At 75.0% G+C, this 14,467-nt stretch carries 17 protein-coding genes; 11 read left to right on the plus strand and 6 right to left on the minus strand.

Going from position 1 to position 14,467, the window contains the following annotated elements:
* Window positions 1-176: 176 nt before the first annotated feature.
* On the minus strand, window positions 177-1,931 hold the full coding sequence (locus IEY37_RS09920) for a bifunctional metallophosphatase/5'-nucleotidase (protein WP_188941350.1): 1,755 nt from the start codon (window positions 1,929-1,931) through the stop codon (window positions 177-179).
* A 210-nt stretch (window positions 1,932-2,141) separates the two neighbouring features.
* On the opposite strand from IEY37_RS09920, the gene IEY37_RS09925 reads away from it, so the two are divergent.
* The gene (locus tag IEY37_RS09925; RefSeq protein ID WP_188941351.1) at window positions 2,142-3,089 is read left to right on the plus strand and encodes a hypothetical protein; all 948 of its coding nucleotides are present in this window, start codon (window positions 2,142-2,144) and stop codon (window positions 3,087-3,089) included.
* Window positions 3,090-3,094: 5 nt separating this feature from the next.
* Here IEY37_RS09925 and IEY37_RS09930 read toward each other — a convergent pair whose 3' ends face one another.
* Entirely contained in the window at window positions 3,095-3,877 is a 783-nt protein-coding gene (locus IEY37_RS09930; RefSeq protein ID WP_188941352.1) for a class I SAM-dependent methyltransferase, read from the minus strand.
* A gap of 93 nt (window positions 3,878-3,970) precedes the next feature.
* Between IEY37_RS09930 and IEY37_RS09935 the strand changes: the two genes are divergently transcribed.
* Window positions 3,971-4,285: a hypothetical protein gene (locus IEY37_RS09935; RefSeq protein WP_188941353.1), complete on the plus strand. Its 315-nt coding sequence runs from the start codon at window positions 3,971-3,973 to the stop codon at window positions 4,283-4,285.
* Between the two features lie 78 nt (window positions 4,286-4,363).
* Window positions 4,364-5,521: a baeRF2 domain-containing protein gene (locus IEY37_RS09940; protein ID WP_188941354.1), complete on the plus strand. Its 1,158-nt coding sequence runs from the start codon at window positions 4,364-4,366 to the stop codon at window positions 5,519-5,521.
* A 19-nt stretch (window positions 5,522-5,540) separates the two neighbouring features.
* Here IEY37_RS09940 and IEY37_RS09945 read toward each other — a convergent pair whose 3' ends face one another.
* Window positions 5,541-5,945 (minus strand): Fur family transcriptional regulator, encoded by a 405-nt coding sequence (locus IEY37_RS09945; protein WP_188941355.1) that lies wholly within the window; start codon window positions 5,943-5,945, stop codon window positions 5,541-5,543.
* A 174-nt stretch (window positions 5,946-6,119) separates the two neighbouring features.
* Here IEY37_RS09945 and IEY37_RS09950 point away from each other — a divergent pair, with 174 nt between their 5' ends.
* The 5 genes from IEY37_RS09950 (at window position 6,120) to IEY37_RS09970 (ending at window position 9,923) form a co-directional block, all read left to right on the plus strand.
* The gene (locus tag IEY37_RS09950; protein ID WP_188941356.1) at window positions 6,120-6,659 is read left to right on the plus strand and encodes a MaoC family dehydratase; all 540 of its coding nucleotides are present in this window, start codon (window positions 6,120-6,122) and stop codon (window positions 6,657-6,659) included.
* Window positions 6,656-7,486 (plus strand): HpcH/HpaI aldolase/citrate lyase family protein, encoded by an 831-nt coding sequence (locus tag IEY37_RS09955; RefSeq protein ID WP_229674242.1) that lies wholly within the window; start codon window positions 6,656-6,658, stop codon window positions 7,484-7,486. The genes IEY37_RS09950 and IEY37_RS09955 overlap by 4 nt, the downstream gene beginning before the upstream one ends.
* Window positions 7,483-8,310, plus strand: coding sequence for a DUF2020 domain-containing protein (locus tag IEY37_RS09960; protein WP_188941357.1), 828 nt, complete (start codon window positions 7,483-7,485; stop codon window positions 8,308-8,310). Before IEY37_RS09955 ends, IEY37_RS09960 begins: the two co-directional genes overlap by 4 nt.
* Before the next feature lie 63 nt (window positions 8,311-8,373).
* Window positions 8,374-8,901: a peptidylprolyl isomerase gene (locus IEY37_RS09965; protein ID WP_188941358.1), complete on the plus strand. Its 528-nt coding sequence runs from the start codon at window positions 8,374-8,376 to the stop codon at window positions 8,899-8,901.
* Window positions 8,902-9,149: 248 nt separating this feature from the next.
* Entirely contained in the window at window positions 9,150-9,923 is a 774-nt protein-coding gene (locus IEY37_RS09970) for a rhomboid family intramembrane serine protease (protein WP_229674243.1), read from the plus strand.
* Here the strand turns inward: IEY37_RS09970 and IEY37_RS09975 are convergent.
* A complete protein-coding gene (locus tag IEY37_RS09975; protein WP_188941360.1) occupies window positions 9,905-10,336 on the minus strand; it encodes a PH domain-containing protein in 432 nt (143 codons plus the stop codon). The two genes, IEY37_RS09970 and IEY37_RS09975, sit on opposite strands and share 19 nt — an antisense overlap.
* A gap of 138 nt (window positions 10,337-10,474) precedes the next feature.
* Window positions 10,475-10,762, minus strand: a complete 288-nt coding sequence (crgA, locus tag IEY37_RS09980; protein ID WP_188941361.1) for a cell division protein CrgA — start codon at window positions 10,760-10,762, stop codon at window positions 10,475-10,477.
* Between the two features lie 197 nt (window positions 10,763-10,959).
* On the opposite strand from crgA, the gene IEY37_RS09985 reads away from it, so the two are divergent.
* The 3 genes from IEY37_RS09985 to IEY37_RS09995 are packed head-to-tail and all read left to right on the plus strand — an operon-like array spanning window position 10,960 to window position 12,772.
* Window positions 10,960-11,925 (plus strand): class E sortase, encoded by a 966-nt coding sequence (locus IEY37_RS09985; protein WP_188941362.1) that lies wholly within the window; start codon window positions 10,960-10,962, stop codon window positions 11,923-11,925.
* A complete protein-coding gene (locus tag IEY37_RS09990; RefSeq protein ID WP_188941363.1) occupies window positions 11,925-12,080 on the plus strand; it encodes a hypothetical protein in 156 nt (51 codons plus the stop codon). The genes IEY37_RS09985 and IEY37_RS09990 overlap by 1 nt, the downstream gene beginning before the upstream one ends.
* A 47-nt stretch (window positions 12,081-12,127) precedes the next feature.
* Window positions 12,128-12,772 carry an aminodeoxychorismate/anthranilate synthase component II gene (locus IEY37_RS09995; protein WP_229674244.1) on the plus strand — a complete coding sequence of 215 codons (645 nt, stop codon included), beginning with the start codon at window positions 12,128-12,130 and terminating at the stop codon, window positions 12,770-12,772.
* Window positions 12,773-12,855: 83 nt separating this feature from the next.
* Here IEY37_RS09995 and IEY37_RS10000 read toward each other — a convergent pair whose 3' ends face one another.
* Window positions 12,856-14,379 carry a S1C family serine protease gene (locus IEY37_RS10000; protein ID WP_229674245.1) on the minus strand — a complete coding sequence of 508 codons (1,524 nt, stop codon included), beginning with the start codon at window positions 14,377-14,379 and terminating at the stop codon, window positions 12,856-12,858.
* Window positions 14,380-14,467 lie beyond the last annotated feature (88 nt).

Below are 14,467 nucleotides of genomic sequence, written 5' to 3' on the forward strand. Positions count from 1 at the left end.
CCTCCGGCCAGCCCGGCCGCACGTTCCGGCCCCGGCGGACCCGACAGCCCTCCAAGCCGCGGCCGCACGCCCCGACAACGCCGGCGACCCGCCGCCGGCGAACGAATCTGCCGGGCGACGGGTCGCCGGATGGAGATCGGGCCGCGTCCGGGTCACCCGGACGCGGCCCGGGACCGTCAGGGCGCGACGGTGATGCGGTCCGCGGCGGGCGGGGCCAGGTTCGGGTGCGCCGTCAGGTAGGCGGTGAAGGCGTCCAGGTCGATCGGGCCGCCGGTCAGGTCGGTGCCCGCGGTGAACCCGGTGAAGCCGTCACCGCCGGCCGCCAGGAAGTTGTTGACCGACACCCGGTAGCTCGCGGCCGGGTCGACCGGCGTCCCGCCGACCGTGATGTCGCTGACCCGGGAGCCCAGCGGAGCGGACGGGTGCTGCGTGTAGTGCAGCGTCGACGAGATCTGCAGGATCCGGGAGACGACCGTGCCGTCCTGCTGCTGCTGCCACTGCTGCTCGAGCACCGCGTCGAGCTGGGCACCGGTGAGCGTGATGGTCTGCATGATGTTGGCGAACGGCTGCACCGCGAACGCCTCGCCGTACGTCACCACGCCGTCACCCTCGCCGGCCGGCGACGAGGCGTAGGTCAGGTCGGTGCGGATGCCGCCGGGGTTGGTCATGGCGATCTGCGCACCGTTGCCGGTGGTCGCCTCGAGCTGCGCGTCGGCGATCACGTCACCGAGCGGGGACTCGCCCGACGCCGGCGCGGCCCGCACCAGGTCCGCGGTGATGGTGCCGACCTGCCGGTTGGCGATCGGTGCCGACTTCGACGTGGCCAGGTCGACCAGGGCCTGGATCTTGGGGTCCGCGGGCACCGTGCGGGTCACCACCTCGTTGAACGAGCTGGTCCGCGACCGGATGACGTCCCGGGTGCGCCGGTCGACCTGCACGTCCACCACCGACACCAGCCGCCCGAAGGACAGGCCCTGGATGACCGTCCGCGGCTGACCCGCGGGGTCCTTGACGGTGCAGTCGTACTGCTGGTGGCTGTGGCCGGTGAAGATCACGTCGACCTTGGGTGAGGCGGCCCGCGCGATGGCCGTGGCCGGCCCGCCGGCCGCGACGTTGCAGTCGTCGGGCCCGTTCGGGGTGGCCGGGTCGGCGTCCGAGTTGTCACCCTGGTGCAGCAGCACCACCTGCGTCTTCACGCCCAGCTTGTCGAGCAGGTTCGCCGTCTTGTCGATGGCCGTGACCTCGTCACCGAACTTCAGGCCCTGGACGGCGGTCGGCACCACGACCGACGGCAGGTCCCGCAGGGTCACGCCGATGATGCCGATCGGGACGCCGCCGCTGAAGGTCACCGAGAACGGCAGCAGCGCCGGCCGGCCGTTGTCGAAGGTGACGTTGGCACCGAGGTACGGGAACCGCGCTCCGCTGAACCGGGGGCGGAACTGGCAGCCGTCGGTCGGGTGGCAGCCGCCGAACTGCATGCGCAGCAGCTCCCGGTAGCCCTCGTCGAACTCGTGGTTGCCCACGACCGACGCCGCGACCTTGAGGTCGTTGAGGAACTCGATGGTGGGCTCGTCGTGGAACAGCGCCGAGTTCAGCGGAGACGCGCCGATGTTGTCGCCGGTGGACAGCAGCACCGAGTGCCGCGCCGCCTTCCGCAGCTGGGTGACGTGCGTCGCCAGGTAGGCGGCGCCGCCCGCGTCCACCGTGCTGCCGTCGGCGAGGGTGACCCGCCCCGACGACCCGGCCGGCGGCGTCAGGTTGCCGTGCAGGTCGTTGAACGACATCAACCGGATCGGGACGGCGCTGCCGCCGCCGTGGTGGGCAGGGGCGGCCGGCGCGGCCGTCGCCACGGTCGCCGTGACGGGCAGCGCCAGGGTGCAGGCGGCGGCGACGCCGCCGACGCGGCGCAGCCAGCGGAGGGCTCTGTGCATGGTCGACCTTTCCGACAGGGTCGGTGACAGCAGGACTCTCCCGTCCGGAGGGGCCGGACGGGACCGGGAGTGTGAAGTCCCTGTGGGCTCCAGCAGTGTGCAGGGCACCACCGACAGCGGTCCACCGCGGAGTCCCGAACGTCCGGTGAAGAGCCCGATACATCCCTCGACCGGCCCAGCGGAACGCCGGGCCGGTCGTAGCCTGACCGAGTGCGTCGGCGCGTGCTCGGAGTGCTCCTGCTGCTGGCCGCGGTGGCCGGCGCCGGCCTGGCCGGCGCGGCGCCGCGCCGGCTCGCGGGATCGCCCGTGCCGGCGGTCCTCGTGGCGGCCGCGCCGCGGGTCGGCGACTGCGTCCTCGCGGACCCGCGGCCGGACCTGATGGTCGACAGGACCGCTCCGGCCCTGCCGACCGTGCCGGCCGGGGACTGCGCCGCGAGCCGCCTGCCGCACGTCGGCGAGGTGGTGAGCGTGTACCGCGACGGACCGCTGTTCCCCGTGGACAACCTCGGTGTCCGGCCCGTGCCGGACGTCGACGCCTGCCGTCCCGCCGCCGACGCCTACCTGGGGCTCGACCGGATCCGCCCGGACACCGACTTCGGCCAGGCCGCGACCAGGTCCGCGGTGCCGTGGGTGCCCGCGGCGGTCGGGCGGGTCGCCGTGATCGGACCGGACGCGCTCCAGCGCAGGCTGGGCCAGCAGTGGGTCGCCTGCGTCTCCTACGGCCGCGGGTCGGCTTTCCGGACGTCGGTGCGGGGCGTCTTCCCCGGCGGAGTGCTGCCCGACTCCTACGCTGTGTGCACGGCGGCCTCACCGGCCCCGCCGCGGCCGGCGGTGCCCTGTGGCATCCCGCACGGCGTCGAGGTCATCGCCGTCCTTCCGCTGACCTACCGCGTGCCGCCGGCGGACGAGCTGGCCACCAGCTGCACCGCGCTGACCCAGGCGGTGACCGGCCGCCGTGACGTCACCGCAGGCGGCGCGCTCGCGGTCGGCGTGACGGTCACCCACTTCGACGTCCAGGGCCGGCCCGTGCCCGGCTACCCGGCGTCCGGGGCGGACCAGCCGGCCGAGGCGGCGTGCGCGGTCACGGCGACCGGCGGGCGCCGGCTGGTCGCGACGCTGTCCGGTGCCGGGGACGCGCCGCTGCCGCTGGCCCGCTGAGCCGGTCAGACCGACGAGGTGGGGACCAGTTCGGCCCGCAGCTGCAGGAACCGGAAGCGTCCCGGGGCACCGGCCACCGGCTCGTAGGCGGCCACCACGTCGTCGACCCAGGAGGTGGCGTCCGTGGCGTCCAGCCGGCGGGTCCAGTCGCCGAAGCCGACCGCGCACCAGTCGGCGAACCCCCGGCGGGTGTCCCAGTCCCACGACTCGTCCCGGACCTCGAGACGGGTGACCGTCAACCCGGCGGACCTGGCGAGGTCCGGGTAGCCGGCCGGGTCCACGTGCACGAACGGCGGGGTCCAGCCGGCGAAGGCGGCCGCCCACCGCGGCGACCGGCAGACCTCGACGGCGACGGACTCCAGGCTCGGCCGGGGCCCGGCACACACCTGCTGCAGCACCAGCCGCCCGTCGTTGCGGACGGCGGCGGCCAGCCGGCGCAGGGCCTCCCGCTGCTCCGGCACCCAGTGCAGCGCGTTGAAGGACACCACCAGGTCGTAGCGGCGCACGTCGTCCAGGTCGCGGACGTCCTGCAGCCGGTAGGTCACCGGTGCGCCCGGCCCGGCCGGTGCGGCGGCGGCGCGGTCGAGCATCCGCGGCGACGGGTCGACGCCCAGCACCGAGCCCCGGGGGACCAGGGCCGCCAGCCGCCGGGTCACGTACCCGTCGCCGCAGCCGACGTCCAGGCAGGCCTCGTCGCCGCGCACCGCGAGCCCGGCCAGCGCCCGCTCGGCCATCGTCCGCTGCAGCCGGCTGACCCGCTCGTAGCCGGCACCGTCCCAATCCGCCATCGGCGACCCTCCGTCCGCAGGCATCGTCACGGGTGACGGCGGCGCGTGCCACCCGAGGCCCCGCCGCGGCGGACCGGCGGGGAGGATGTCGGCATGACCGAGAGCGGGACGGCCGGCACCCCGGTGCCGGACAGCGCGATGGACACCGGCAGCGACGCGGGCGCGCCGGGGGAGCACCTGCCCCCCGAGCCGCTCAGCGGCGAGGACGAGCAGCTGCTCGCCGCGCTGCAGGACGGCGCCGGTGACGGCGGCGGGGACGGTGCCGAACCGGCGGTCGAGGACTCGCCGGCGGTCGCCGAGGCGGCCGACGACGACTCGGTGCTGCCGGTCACCGACACCGGCGCCGGGACCGGGGAGCCCGCCGCGGACCCGTTGACCCCGACCTTCACCGAGCCCGTGCAGGACTGACAGCGGGCTTCCGGCCCCGGACCAGCCCGGACGAACCCGTCCGGCCGGGTGTCGGCGCACCTGCGTAGCCTGCGAGGGATGAAGCTCACGGCACTGCGTCACCTGGCCGACCTCACCGGTCCGTTCCTCACGGTCAGCATCGACGCCACCAGGTCGGATGAGAACGCCGCGCACGAGATCGAGGTGCGCTGGCAGGACGAGCGCGAGCGACTGGCCGGGGCGGGGGCATCCGAGGCGGCCCTCGCCGCGGCCCAGCAGGCCCTGCTGGCACCTACCGGCCGGCCGGGTCCGGCAGGCCGTATCGTCGTCGTGGCCGGCGAGGACCTCGCGTTCGACGCGGTGCTGCCGGAACCGCCGCCGCGGGACGAGTCCGGTTACGGACCGGCCCCGCACCTGCTGCCCGTCGTCCGGGCGCTGTCGGTGCACCTGCCGCACCTGGTCGTCAACGTCGACCACACCGGAGCGGACCTGGAGCTGGTCGACGCCTGGGGCGAGTCCGTGCTGCGCACCGAGGTGGTCGGCAGCCGCAACGTGCTGGCCGACTACGAGAGCGGCCCGACGTCGACCCGCCACGTGCAATCCCTCACCCAGGACTCCTGGGACCAGAACGCCCGTGAGATCGCCGCCGAGGTGGGCAAGGTCGTCCGCAGGCACCGGCCGGCCGTGGTGCTGGTGCTGGCCGACGCCCCGACCTCGGCCAAGGTCGTCGAGGAGCTGGACACCGAGAGCCGCCAGCTCGCCGTGCGGATCGCCAGCGGCGGCCGCGGCAAGGGCGGCGACCAGGCCGAGCGGGCCGAGGCCATCCGTGCCGCGGTGGACGAGGAGCGCCGGCGCCGGCGGGCCGCGGTGCTGGAGCGGTACAACACCGCCGAGGGCCGCCAGGGCGAGGCCGTCACCAGCCTGCCGGACGTCGTCGACGCCCTGCGCCGCGCGCAGGTCGAGCACGTCCTGCTGCACGACAACCCGACGTCGACGTTCACGCTCTGGGTCGGTGAGCTGCCGTTGCAGATCGGTGTCGACGCCGACGACGTCACGGCCGTCGGCGCGCAGTCGGCGACCGAGGTCCGGGCGGACACCGCCCTGGTGTGGGCGGCGCTGGGCGGCGACGCCGAGGTCGTCCTGCTGGAAGAGGACGAGCGGCCGCTGCGGGACGGCGTCGGAGCGACGCTCCGCTACGCCGACGCGTCCACGCCGCACGACCTGGCCCCGAGCATGCCGGGGCACGGCGGGGAGTGACCGGCGGCCGCGCCGCCGCTCAGTCCCGGACGGCGGCGCAGGCCGCGCAGAGACCGAAGAGCTCGACCTGGTGGTCGAGGTCGACGTAGCCGTACTGCTCGGCCACCGCGCGGGCCCACTGCTCGACGCCCGGCGCCGCGACCTCCTGGGTCGAGCCGCAGGAGCGGCAGACCAGGTGGTGGTGGTGGCTGGGCTGCCCGCAGCGCCGGTAGAGCACCTCGCCCGACCGGTTCCGCAGGCTGTCCACGTCGCCCGCGGCCGCCATGTCCTGCAGCGCCCGGTACACGGTGGCCAGCCCGACGACGGAGCCCTCCGCGCGCAGCGCCGCGTGCAGGTCCTGGGCGGACACGAACTCGTCGGTGCCGGCCAGCACCGCCTGGATCGCGGCGCGCTGGGACGTCGCCCGCTTCTGCGTCGCGACCACCGGCCCACCCCTGCTCTCCTGCCGGCGGCCGTCGCCACCGGCGTCGTCCGCCCGGGCCGAGGGTACCCGGGTGGGCGTGGGGGCGGCCGGTGTCGGCGGGCGCGACCGCGGCGGTCGTCCTACCGTCGGTCCCCGGATACCGGGTGCGCGACGGACGGCAGGCAGGAGACGGCGATGACCGGAACGGGCGGCGGGACGGCCGGCGGGCCGGACGGCGGGACGTCCCGCGTCGTGGACCAGCGCGGCCTGTACTACGAGGAGCTCGAGCAGGGCGTCCTGTACCGGCACTCGCCCGGCCGGACCGTCGGGGAGGCGGACAACACCTTGTTCTCCACGCTGACGATGAACCCGCAGGCGCTGCACCTGGACGCCGCCTACAGCGCCACCCAGGAGTTCGGCGAGCGGCTGGTCAACAGCCTGATGACCATGTCGATCGTGGTCGGGCTCTCGGTCGGGCACCTGACGCAGAGCACCATCGTCGCCAACCTGGGGTTCGAGTCGGTGGCGTTCCCGCACCCGGTGCTGGCCGGGGACACCATCCGGGCGGAGAGCACCGTCGAGGCCAAGCGACTGTCCCGCAGCCGGCCGGGCCAGGGCATCGTGACGTTCCGGCACGTGGGGCGGAACCAGCACGGCGTCGTGGTCGCCACCCTGCTGCGCACCGTGCTGATGCTCTGCCGTCCGGAGCCGGCGACGTCCGGGGAACCGGCGTGACGGGCTCCGGGTGGCCGGGCGTCCCGGGGCCGGCGTTGCTGTTCTGCCCGGCCGACCGCCCGGATCGGTACGGCAAGGCGCTGGCCGCGGCGGACGGGGTCATCCTCGACCTCGAGGACGCCGTCGCACCCGACCGCAAGGACGCGGCGCGGCGGGCGCTGGTCGAGCATCCCGTGGACCCGGAGCGCACCGTGGTGCGGGTGAACCCGGCCGGCACCGCCGACCACCGCGCGGACCTGGCGGCGCTGGCCGCGACCGCCTACCGGACGGTCCTGCTGGCCAAGGCGGAGAGCCCGGGCGACCTGACCGGGCTGGCCGGCCACCGGGTGGTGGCGCTCTGCGAGACGCCGCGCGGCGTGTCCGCCGCGGCCGAGCTGGCTCGTGCCCAGCCGGTGGTGGGCCTCATGTGGGGGTCGGAGGACCTGGTGGCCGGCACCGGCGGCACGGCCAGCCGGTTCCCCGACGGCACGCTGCGGGACCTCGCGCGCTGGGCCAGGGTGCAGGTGCTGCTGGCCGCCGCGGCGGAGGGCAAGGCGGCCGTCGACACGGTGCACCTGGACGTCGCCGACGAGGCGGGGCTGGCCCGGGAGGCGGAGGACGCCTTCGCCAGCGGCTTCGCGGTCAAGGCCTGCATCCACCCGCGCCAGGTGCCGACCGTCCGCACCGCCGCCCGGCCGTCCGCCGAGCGGGCGGCGTGGGCCCGGCGTGTCCTGGACGCCGTGTCCGGCGGTGTCGCCCTGGTGGACGGCGTCATGGTCGACGAGCCGCTGCTGCGCCAGGCGCGGACGGTGCTGGCCCGGGCGGGCGGGCACACCGGGACCCCATGACCGCCCGGCTAGGGTCGGCGACCGTGCGTGTCCGGTGGGCCCTGGCGTCCGTCCTCCTGCTGGCGGTGTCGAGCTGCTCGGCCGGTGGTAGCGGAACGGCGACGGCACCCGCGACCGGCGGTGCCGCCACGGTCGCGTCGGCGCGCGGGAGCGGCACCGCGGTGACCGGCACCGGCCCCGCGGTGACCGGCACGCGCACGTCGCCGGTGACCGGCACCGCGCACCGCACGACGCGTGCGCCGGCGACCTCGACCTCGGCGCCGGCCACACCGTCCCGCCCGGCAACGACCGCGCCCCCGTCGACGGTGACCCGCACGCTGGCCGGCCGGACGGTCACCGCCGCGCCGCCGCCGGCGACCCGGCTCGGCCCCGGGCGGGCGGGGGACTGCCCGTACCTGGACGCCGACGTGGTGTCGCTGATCACCGGGCAGCACCACGGGCCGACCACGGTGGTCGACACCTCCCCGCAGCCGCTGTGCACCTTCACCCGGTCCGACGGCCAACCGCTGGGCAGCGTCCGGTTCATCGAGGCTGGCACCCCGCAGTCCGCGGCGGCTGCCGTCGACCAGCACGTCCCGGTCGACGAGTCCGAGCCGGCCGGCCAGCCGGCAGGGTGGACCGGCGGGTCGCTGACCAGCGGTCCCAAGGTCGCCGGGGCGCCCGGGGCGCGGTCGGTCTACGCGGTCTCCCGCGGGCGGATCGCCGTGGTCGTCGAGGAGAACGAGTCGCCGTCGGTCAAGGCCCGGTCGATGGCCGTGTGCGCCCTGTTCGGCGCCGGGCTGCAGCGGGGCACGGCCCCGGACTACTGCTCCGGCACCGGCTGAGCGCCCGCCGGGACCCCGGGGACGGCGCCGGACGGGCCGGCCGCTGCGTGGCAGGATGACCCGGTGAGTCTCTACGCGACCCTGCACACCAACCGGGGCGACATCCGGATCCAGCTGCTCCCGGACCACGCGCCCAAGACGGTCCGGAACTTCGTCGGCCTCGCCGAGGGCACGGCCAAGTACACGACCAAGAACGCCTCGGGCGGCAGCACCGGCCCCTTCTACGACGGCGCCGTCTTCCACCGGGTCATCGACGGCTTCATGATCCAGGGCGGGGACCCGACGGGAACGGGTCGCGGCGGCCCCGGCTACACCTTCGCCGACGAGTTCCACCCCGAGCTGCAGTTCAACCGCCCGTATCTGCTGGCCATGGCGAACGCCGGGCCCGGCACGAACGGCTCCCAGTTCTTCATCACGGTCGGCCGGACGCCGCACCTGAACTTCAAGCACACGATCTTCGGCGAGGTGGCCGACGAGCAGTCGCGGCAGGTCGTCGACCTGATCGCCACCACCGGGACGGACCGCTTCGACCGGCCGTCGGAGGACGTCGTGATCAGCTCCATCACCGTCGACAAGGACGACCAGTCCTGAGCGGACCGGTACCTCCGCACCCCGACCGGCGCGGCCCGGCGGACCCGGCCGCGGCGGCGGGGCACGGCGCCCCGGCGCCCGGCCCTGCGGCCTGGCCGCCGGCGCCCGGCCAGGGTGCCTGGCCGCCGGCGTCCGGTCCGGTGCAGCCGGCCGTCGCGACCTGCGCCTTCCACCCCGGGCGGCCGACCGGGCTGACCTGCAGCCGCTGCGGACGGCCGGCGTGCCCCGAGTGCCTGACCCCGGCGAGCGTGGGTTTCCACTGCCGGGCGTGCGTCGCGGAGTCCCGCGGCCAGCAGCGGGTGGCGCGCACCGTCGCCGGCTCCCGGCTGGGGCAGCAGCCCGTGGTGACCGCGGCGCTGATCGCCGTGAACGTCGTCGTGTTCGTGGTGACGGCGGTGCAGGCCGGGTCGGTCTCCGACCCGTCCGGCTCGTCCGTCTTCCGGCAGGGCGCCACCATCCCCGAGCTGGTCTCGGCCGGCCAGTACTGGCGGCTGCTGACCGGCGGGTTCCTGCACTTCGGCTTGCCGCACATCGCCCTGAACATGATCAGCCTGTACCTGCTGGGCATGCCCCTCGAGCGGATCCTGGGCCGTGGCCGGTTCCTGGTCGTCTACCTGGTCGCCCTGCTCGGCGGTTCGGTGTCGGTGTTGCTGTTCTCCGGGTCGTCGCTCGGTCCGACCGTCGGCGCGTCGGGGGCGATCTTCGGCGTCATGGGCGCCATGGTGGTCACGTTCCGGCGGCTCCGGCTGGACCCGCGGCAGCTGTTCGGGCTGCTGGCGGTGAACCTGGTGATCAGCTTCGCCCTGCCGGGCATCTCGTGGCAGGCGCACATCGGCGGCCTGCTGACCGGCGCGGCGGCGGGCGCCGTCATGGTCTACCCACCGGCCAGGAACCGGACGGCGTGGCAGGTCGGCGGGTCGGTCGCGCTGGTCGTGCTGCTCGGCGTCGTCACGGCGGTGTGGGCGGGCGGTCACCCGGCGCAGTTCTGCAGCCTGCAGGGCGACTACTTCCTCCCCTGCTGACCCGGCGGGAGCCGACGCCCACTGCCCGCCGCGAGCCACCGCCGGCGGAGTGCTGCCGCGACCGTCCCGGGATCCGCGCCCAGCTCGGTGCGGCTGAGCAGGATCAGGCCGTCGTCGTCCAGGTCGATCTCCACGCTCGTCGAGCTCAGGCCCAGCCGCCGCCGGGTGGGCGACTGCACGGCCACGACGTGCCGCCACTCGAACCGGCGTGCGCCGCCCGGGCCGCGGAGGGTGAAACCGTCGTCGTCCGCGGTCAGCCGGCGGCGGGCGGCGAGACCGCAGCCCACGGCCACGGCCACCAGGACGGCGGCGGCCGCGGCCACCACCCGGTCCTCACCGGACCGGGCCAGCACCGCCCACGCCGCGCAGGCCAGCACGGCCACGACACCACCGGCCAGCACGGCGGTGCGCACACCCCAGGTCTCCGGTGCATCGGCGCCGCCCCGATCCGGCCGGCGGGCTCCGCGCTCAGTTGTCCACACCGTTCATCCACAGTGTTGATGAACTACACCGGTGTACTTCGCCGGCCGGCCCCACGGGCTGGACGGCGGTCAGCGCCACCGCATGGTCATCAGCAGACCGGCGATCAGCAGCGCGAAGCCGATGGCGAAGTTCCAGCTTCCCAGGTTGTCGATGAACGGGATGTCCCGGGCCCACAGGTAGTAGACGACCAGCCAGAGCAGGCCCAGCACCATCAGCCCGAGCATGATCCCGATGTAGACCGGACCCGACGGCGCCGCGACCCTGGCCCGACCGGAGGTGTACGCGGCCTCGTTGGCCTGCGCCGACGCCGTCGCCGACGCGGTGGCCACCTTCTTGCGGACCTTGGACTTGGGCACGAACGACCTCCCGGAGGCACGCAGCCGGGCGCTGCGGTGCGGCGATTGGCACGGCTCCGGCAGATACAACCGGAACCGTACGTGTACCCATCTAGCCTACGTGGTCGGAGGTTTGGCGACGAGGTGTCGCACGGACGCCGGGTATCGGTGGCGCGGCGGTCGCGGGGACGCGGCGTGGCGGAGCGGAAGGGGTCCGGGTGAGGCGGCGGCGGCAGCGGCAAGGACCGGGCGGGGACTCGCCCGAGGAGGGCACGGCGCCGTCGCGGCGGCGCGACGTGCCGCGGCTCCTCGCCCGCGGCGTCGGGCAGACCCTGATCACCCTCGGCGTGGTGGTGCTGCTGTTCGTGGTGTACGAGGTCTACGTCACCGACCTGTTCTCCGGCCGCAAGCAGGACGCGGCCACGGCGGAGCTGGACCACGAGTGGTCGGCCGGATCGTCGGCCCCCGCGAGCGGCACCGCGAGCCCCTCGTCGGCCGCGTCCGCGGCGTCCTCGACCGCCGGCGCCGCCGGCGCGGACGTCGTCACCGTCACCAACCCGGACAAGCTGGTGACCGACCCCGGCCGGCGCACCCGGTCGTACGAGACGTCCGCCGGCCAGGGCTTCGCCAAGCTGTACATCCCGGTCTTCGGGCCGGACTACGTCTACACGGTCATCGAGGGCACGGATCCCGACGACCTGGACGTCGGTCCCGGCCACTACGCCGACACCCAGTACCCCGGCGAGCAGGGCAACTTCGCGGTCGCCGGTCACCGGGTGAGCAAGGGATCGCCCTTCAACCAGCTGGGCCAGCTGTCCTCGTGCGACGCGCTCGTCGTGGAGACGGCCGCCGACTGGTTCGTCTACCGGGTGCTCCCGATGCAGGACGAGACGGCCGGCTGGAAGGCGTCGGCGCACGCGCACTGCGCCGGTGTGGCCGCCGGGTCGGGCCCGTACCGGGGGGTGTTCGGCCGGGAGATCACCGATCCCGCCGACTACGCCCAGGTCCTGCCGGTGCCGCACCGGGACAGCACCGCGGTGCCTCGGGACGCCCAGCGGATGATCACCTTGACCACCTGCCACCCGCAGTTCTCCGACGCCCAGCGGATGATCATCCACGGCGTGCTGGTGCGCAGCTACCGCAAGGCGGACGGCTTCCTGCCGCCGGAACTGCAGGAGAGCTGATGTACGTCTGGATCTGGCGGCACCTGCCCGGGCCGACGGCGCTGCGCGTCGTGGAGGCGCTGGTGCTGTTCCTGGCCGTCGTGGCGCTGCTGTTCTTCGTCGTGTTCCCGTGGCTGGAGCCCTACCTGCCGTTCGACCGGGTGACGGCGGGCTGAGCCGCCACCGGCTCCCGGCCGGGCCGCCGATCGGGGAGGATGCAGGGGTGAGCCGCATCCTCGTCGTCGACAACTACGACTCGTTCGTGTTCAACCTCGTCCAGTACCTGCAGCAGCTGGGCGCCGAGTGCGTCGTGCGGCGCAACGACGAGGTCGGCACCGACGAGATCGAGGATCTCGAGGTCGACGGCATCCTGCTCTCGCCCGGCCCCGGCACGCCCGGGGACGCCGGCGTCACCGAGGACGTCGTCCGGTGGGGGACCGGCCGGATGCCGATCCTCGGGGTGTGCCTGGGCCACCAGGCGATCGCGGAGGTGTTCGGCGCGGTCGTCGACCGGGCCGAGGAGCTGCTGCACGGCCGGACCTCGCTGGTCGAGCACGCCGGTGCCGGCGTGCTGGCCGGACTGCCCGACCCGTTCACCGCGACCCGCTACCACTCGCTGGCGGTGGTCGACGGGACGGTGCCGCCCGAGCTCGAGGTCACCGCCCGGACACCGGGCGGCGTGATCATGGGACTGCGGCACCGCGAGCACCCGGTGGAGGGCGTGCAGTTCCACCCGGAGTCGGTGCTCACCCAGTCCGGGCACCGCCTGCTGGCCAACTGGCTCGCTGAGTGCGGCGACCCGGCGGCCGCGGAGCTGGTGGGGCCGCTGGAGGACGAGGTCGAGCGGCTGCGGGTGCCGGCCGGCTGACCGCTGCGGCTCCGCCCGCGCGACCGGCGGACAGCGCAGCGCCGGCCGGTCCGCAGCGGACCGACCGGCGCTTGTGGGAGGGGCTACTTCGAGGTCGCCGAGCCGAGCGTGACGGTGTCCGTCGCGGTCTTGCCGTCCCGCAGGTAGGTGACCTGGATCTGACCGTTGGGCGTCGCGGACCGGATGGCGGCGATCAGGGCGTCGGCCGACTCGACGGTCTGGTTCCCGACCTTGGTGACGACGTCGCCGACCTCGAGGCCGGCCTTGTTGGCACCGCCCCCGGACGTGATAGCGGCCAGCCGGGCGCCGGTGGACAGGCCGGTCGTGCCGCCCTGGCTGCCGGTGGTGGCGTCGGTGACCGACGCGCCGAGGACGGCGTGGCTGGCCGAGCCGGTGTCGACGATCTCCTGCGCGATCCGGCGGGCCTGGTCGATCGGGATGGCGAAGCCCACGCCGATCGAGCCGGCCTGGCTCTGCCCGCTGGAGAGCGAGGCGATGGCCGAGTTGATGCCGATCACCTGGCCCTGCATGTTGACCAGCGGTCCGCCGGAGTTGCCCGGGTTGATCGCGGCGTCGGTCTGGATGGCGTTCAGCACCGTATCCTGCGCGGACTGCGACGTCTGGTCCTCCGCGGCGGTCCGCACCGGCCGGTTGAGCGCGGACACGATGCCCGAGGTGACGGTGGCCGACAGGCCGAGCGGGGAGCCGACGGCCACGACCGGCTGGCCGACCTGCAGGTCGGACGACTTGCCCAGGGCCGCGACGGTCAACCCGGACACGCCCTGGGCCTTGATGACCGCCAGGTCGTCGGTGGCGTCGGCGCCGATCACCTTGGCCTGCGCGCTGGTCCCGTCGTTGAACCGCACGGTCAGCGTGGAGGCGCCCGCGATGACGTGGTTGTTCGTGAGGATGAGACCGTCCGAGGACAGGATGACGCCGGAACCCTCGCCCTCGGCGCTCTGCGACAGCGACACGATCGAGACCACCGACGGCAGCAGCTTGGTCGCCACGGACTGCACGCTGCCGGCCGCGGCGGGCTGCGCGGGCGTGGTGCTGGAGACCGTGTTGGCCGGGGCGGACTGGGACAGCGAGCTGTCGACGCCGGTGCCCGAGTCGGCGACCCGGGCACCGACGACGCCGCCGCCGAAGCCTGCGCCCAGGGCCAGCACGACGGTCGAGCCGACGATGGCCGCAGTGCGCCGGGCCCGGCCCGGGCGCTGGGCGGTCAGGGTGCCGGTGCCGGTGCCGGTGCCGGAGCCGGTGGCAGCGGGGCCCGCTCCGGGGGCGCCGTAGGCGCCGGTCGCCGGGGAGGACCAGGCGGGGTCGCCGTAGCGCCCGCCGTAGGAGGGGTAGGCAGAGGTGCCGGCAGGCCCGTAGCCGCCGGTCGGCGCACCCCAGCCCGGGGAGGACAGCGCGCCGCTGGGCCGCGACCGCCAGTCGGTGTCGGCGCCGGGCGTGCCGGGGAGAGCGCCGCCCACCGGGTGCAGGGGACCGGTCGTCGGCTCCTGCGCGCCGCCGCTCGGCCCGCCCGAGGTCCCCGGGCGATCGCTCGCCCCGGAGGGGCGCAGGGGGTCGGGGGTGGGCGTCGCGGCGTCGTCGTTGCTCATGCGGCCACTGTGCCCGGCGAGGGTGTGAAGACACTGAGCGGGTCGTGGAACGTGCCGCCTGAGCGGCTGTGTGCCGGTTGTGAGGGCG

It is taken from the genome of Nakamurella endophytica (assembly GCF_014646215.1).
Lineage (GTDB): Bacteria > Actinomycetota > Actinomycetes > Mycobacteriales > Nakamurellaceae > Nakamurella > Nakamurella endophytica.

Coding starts and splice junctions, on each gene's coding strand:
- IEY37_RS10000 (WP_229674245.1), bottom strand. CDS start 14,379: ATGAGCAACGACGACGCCGCGACGCCCACCCCCGACCCCCTGCGCCCC.
- IEY37_RS09930 (WP_188941352.1), bottom strand. CDS start 3,877: ATGGCGGATTGGGACGGTGCCGGCTACGAGCGGGTCAGCCGGCTGCAG.
- IEY37_RS09950 (WP_188941356.1), top strand. CDS start 6,120: ATGACCGGAACGGGCGGCGGGACGGCCGGCGGGCCGGACGGCGGGACG.
- IEY37_RS09935 (WP_188941353.1), top strand. CDS start 3,971: ATGACCGAGAGCGGGACGGCCGGCACCCCGGTGCCGGACAGCGCGATG.
- IEY37_RS09940 (WP_188941354.1), top strand. CDS start 4,364: ATGAAGCTCACGGCACTGCGTCACCTGGCCGACCTCACCGGTCCGTTC.
- IEY37_RS09990 (WP_188941363.1), top strand. CDS start 11,925: ATGTACGTCTGGATCTGGCGGCACCTGCCCGGGCCGACGGCGCTGCGC.
- IEY37_RS09960 (WP_188941357.1), top strand. CDS start 7,483: ATGACCGCCCGGCTAGGGTCGGCGACCGTGCGTGTCCGGTGGGCCCTG.
- IEY37_RS09920 (WP_188941350.1), bottom strand. CDS start 1,931: ATGCACAGAGCCCTCCGCTGGCTGCGCCGCGTCGGCGGCGTCGCCGCC.